At 33.9% G+C, this 2959-nt stretch carries 2 protein-coding genes and 2 pseudogenes; 2 read left to right on the top strand and 2 right to left on the bottom strand.

From position 1 onward, the window contains the following. Positions 1-204: pseudogene (locus tag ACFQZ1_RS10150) on the bottom strand (IS6 family transposase); the annotation flags it as partial. A 72-nt stretch (positions 205-276) separates the two neighbouring features. Beyond that, positions 277-591: pseudogene (locus ACFQZ1_RS10145) on the bottom strand (IS4 family transposase); the annotation flags it as partial. Positions 592-777: 186 nt separating this feature from the next. Here ACFQZ1_RS10145 and ACFQZ1_RS10140 point away from each other — a divergent pair. Both ACFQZ1_RS10140 and ACFQZ1_RS10135 read left to right on the top strand, forming a co-directional pair. Next, positions 778-1212 (top strand): VOC family protein, encoded by a 435-nt coding sequence (locus ACFQZ1_RS10140; protein WP_377882048.1) that lies wholly within the window; start codon positions 778-780, stop codon positions 1210-1212. 600 nt (positions 1213-1812) lie between these two features. After that, positions 1813-2694 carry an Rpn family recombination-promoting nuclease/putative transposase gene (locus ACFQZ1_RS10135; protein ID WP_087994886.1) on the top strand — a complete coding sequence of 294 codons (882 nt, stop codon included), beginning with the start codon at positions 1813-1815 and terminating at the stop codon, positions 2692-2694. Positions 2695-2959 lie beyond the last annotated feature (265 nt).

Below are 2959 nucleotides of genomic sequence, written 5' to 3'. Positions count from 1 at the left end.
ATACGGACGAATGCGTTTATCAAGTTCTGGTCCATATTGATGAACCCAGCGCATAATCGTAGTATGTGCTACGCATATTCCACGCTCTTCCATCATCTCTACGAGATCACGAAGACTCAGACTGTACCGTAGGTACCAGCGTACTACATGTAAGATAATTTCGGGTTCGTAATGTTTCCACTTAAATTCTGTTGGCTTTTTCATACGGATACACATCCTTTATAGATTGATAATATCAGTATGTCCAAGCTTCTTAGATTTTTTGCACCAGAGCCCTTTTTGTTGTAACAGTAAAGAAAAAATATGTTGTAAAAACAAAACTGCTTTAGCGTTTAAACGTTTATTTAAGCCCTCAGGGCTGAGTAAAGTACCAGTGGATGCATGAAGCCTACTACATAATCGTACTAAGGGATCACTTGCTACTCGTTGACTAATCCAAATACAAATTGTAGCTAAGTCTGAGCCAGAAAACTTACGTTTTCGCTTTATAAATCCGATTTCTCTTGCAAGTTCTTCTACAAATACAGGTGTAACATAACGTTGTAATTCTTCCGCAAATGGTTGTAGTTCATCTTGAATCGAGAGATTCATAAAAAACGTCATCCTTTCTAATTTAGCTTGTTTAGAAAGGATACCGCTTTTTTATATTTGAGGATATTAAAATTTCTTAAGCTAATAGACATGTATGGTGAGGTCCTGTCCGTTAAAATTTACTTTAAAAAAGCGTGTGTGCTATAATATTTTTATTCAGAAAATTACGAAAGGTTGAAGAAATGAATGTTAAAACAATTTTTATTTACAAGAGTAGGACATAATTATATTCCAACTACAAATATTGATACGTCTATTAAATGGTATACTCAAAATCTAGGTCTTAAATTGATTAATAAATTTGAAGACCGTGGGTCATATATTGCAGTTTTACATTATCCTCACAAAAATGCAATTGCTACTTTATTGATCCAAACAGAGAACAACAATCCTTTAGAAATAATAAGAAATGAGAAAGCATTTCCTGTGATTGCATTAAATTGTGAAGATATTGAATATACCCATAATCAGCTCAAAGAAAAGGGAATTGAAGTTGAAGATATTAAAGTATTAGGGAAAGGGGAAGCTAAATATTTTTATTTCAGAGATAATGAAGAAAACATGTTAGAGGCAACCTGGTCAATTTGGGATCCTCTAGATAAGATAAGAGAAGGATGGTAGGGTCCTGTTGCAAAGTTTCTTCTAAATCATAAAACTTACGTTTTTGCTTTATAAATCCGATTTCTCTTGCAAGTTCTTCTAAGAATACAGGTGTAACATACCGTTGTAATTCTTACGAAAATAGTTGAAGTTCATCTTAAGTCGAAAGATTCACAAAAAACGTCATCCTTTCTAATCTAGCTTGTTTAGAAAGAATAACGTTTTTTGTACTTGGGGGTAATAAAATTTCTTAAGTTGATGGGCATGGGGTACGGCAACCATTCCTTCTTTTATGAGCCACTCGGCAATTTTCATAGCTTTTAAGGTGTTTTGCTATACCGAATATGAATTCGGTATAGTTATTCAATAAAAAGTCAGTAGTTTTCTTTACCGAACACGTAATTTCTAACTTTAATTTCACTTTACCGAATACAAAAAACTAAAAAAGTAGGCTTATTTAGTACATTTTTTTGAGTGGCTCCAAAAGTAACGAATGGTTGCCGTATGCCTATTAATTAATAAAAAGAAAACCGACCAACATCATCTTCAGGGGTTGCTTCTTCTGTTTACTCTTCGATACAATAGACATATAGAATACCGAAAAGAAAGGTGACTCTAACCATGAATCAACCTTTAGTGAATTTACGAGTCGATTTTGCATTTAAACAATTATTTGGCTCAAGAGGAAACGAACAGATTTTAATGCAATTCTTAAATGTTATCTTAGCGTCTTCTTTATCTTCTCCGATTCAAAAATTGAAAATAGAAGACCCACACCTGCATAGAGAATATGAAAACGATAAATTGTCTATTCTAGATGTATTAGCTACATTAGAGGATAAGACACAAATTTCAGTTGAAATACAACTCAATGACCAACATCACTTTTTGAAGCGTAGCTTGTATTATTGGAGTCGCTTATATGCATCCCAGTTACAAAAAGGAAACTCTTACGATGCACTTAGAAAAACGATTACCATTAATATATTGAACTTTCCTGTCTTTTCTGAGTATGAAAACTTCCATACAACAGGAAAGCTATGGGATATTCAGTTGCAAAAGTTACTATTAGATGATTTAGAACTCCATGTGATTGAAATTCCAAAATTAATGGATCAATGGAAAGAAGAGCAAGTGAATCCATGGGAAGATGCCTTTGTAAGATGGCTACTGTTATTATCCGCAAATGAGGATACACAATTAACACATACGCTGGAGGAGATTGCCATGAATCGAGATCCAATTTTAAAAGATGCGATGCAAAAGTGGGAAAAGATGAGTCAAGACCCTGCATTCCGTATGTCGTATGAAGCAAGACAGAAAGCCCTTATTGATGAAGCTTCTAAATTCAAATATGCCGAACAAAAAGGCATTGAAAAGGGTAAATTAGCTGAAAGAGAACAATTAATCCGTGGCATGCATAAAAACGGAATGGATATAGAAGATATTGCGAAGTTTACGAATATGGATATTACGGAAGTTCGTCATATTTTGGGACAATAAAAGGTAGACATCTCATTCAAAAGAGGTGTCTACCTTTTATTTAGGTTTCTTTGCCCATCCCCCGAAAAAGGGATAGTGAGACGGTTCTTACTTTAATCCGTCACAAACATTCCATGATTTAGGAATTTTTAGTTGGTTAATAACAATTGAGTTAGAAAAACTGGTTCTGGTGCAAAGATGATTTCAAAAAAACATAGGACATGAATTTCCTATTAACTTACGGATTATGCTGCAATGCCAAACAGTTTATCAATGAATTCTTTTC

Source organism: Bacillus sp. CGMCC 1.60114 (assembly GCF_042676365.1).
GTDB lineage: Bacteria > Bacillota > Bacilli > Bacillales > Bacillaceae_G > Bacillus_A > Bacillus_A rhizoplanae_A.
The sequence above is the reverse complement of the archived record's forward strand: the minus strand, read 5'-3'. Positions and strand labels throughout refer to the sequence as shown.

What these genes read in the sequence shown, in the direction of transcription:
- ACFQZ1_RS10140 (WP_377882048.1), top strand. Translation starts at nt 778, where the DNA reads ATGTTAAAACAATTTTTATTTACAAGAGTAGGACATAATTATATTCCA.
- ACFQZ1_RS10135 (WP_087994886.1), top strand. Translation starts at nt 1,813, where the DNA reads ATGAATCAACCTTTAGTGAATTTACGAGTCGATTTTGCATTTAAACAA.